We start from the raw sequence: 1037 nt of genomic DNA on the forward strand, positions 1-1037 counted from the left end.
GTTTGCTCGACTGGCCACCCGCTCTCACATACCCTCCGAGCTCTCTGGTGGGGCGCCCCCGCCACCCGGCACTCGTTGGCCACTTTTGATTTCCCGCAAAATTCATTTGTATGGCAAATCCAAAAAATCGACTCACGAACATACATTTCCAACAACGCACCACCCCCCCCTCTCGGCGCCGGGTTTCTCGGCACCAGCGCGCCCCCAGGCCTGCCAGCAGCCAGCCCACGTATTTCTTTTGCCCTTGCCGCCGCCCCCAGATGGTACAGGGTAGGTTCAGGGTAGGCCTTACCCTGCACCCCGACACAGGCGCCACCAGGAGGCTTTAGAGGCTAGAAGCGCTATAGGGAGGCCCTGGCCGAAGGCCCTGGCGTACGCTGCTATCGCTATGCCCATCTACGGGGGGCGCTAGAGGGAGCAGGTGGCCGCCAGGCTTGACCAGAAGCCGCACGTAACAAAGCATCAGCCTAGCACTATAACCACCCCGCCCACCTAAAACGCAGCCAGCGCAGCAGGAGTAGTAGGGTAGGCATATAGGCAGGCCCACGCCGCCCTAAAGGGGGCCCCGACCTCTCCTAGGTCGCCCCTATACGCCCGCGGCGGCTTATTTACGTGGTCGTGGGGTCTAGGGTAGGTAGTCCAGGCACCCCTCAGTTACCCTATACCACCATAAGGTATACTAAAATCAACCTACCCGGCAGCATTATAGGGTAGGTCAAAATCAGCTTACCTGGCACCACTATAGGGTAGGACAAAATCAGCTTACCTAGCGCCACCACCGACGACCAGGGCCAGCACGCCGCCATAAGGCCTCTCTCGCAAAGCACGTAGGAGCCAGAGCGCCTGCTAACAGCCCTTTCGCTTCTACCTACCCGGCACCAGCCACAGGGGCCCCTCCCCCATAGGCCCTACATACTGCCTAGTACGCCATCCCCGCCACCCGACCCTCGTTGGCCACTTTTCGATTTCCCGCTAAAATACCCTACACCAGCCTCCCAGGCACGTCCAAACCAGCTTACCCTACACCACTCCAGGGT

This window comes from Rhodococcus sp. NPDC059179 (genome assembly GCF_042754885.1).
In the GTDB taxonomy this organism is placed as follows: domain Bacteria; phylum Actinomycetota; class Actinomycetes; order Mycobacteriales; family Mycobacteriaceae; genus Rhodococcus_G.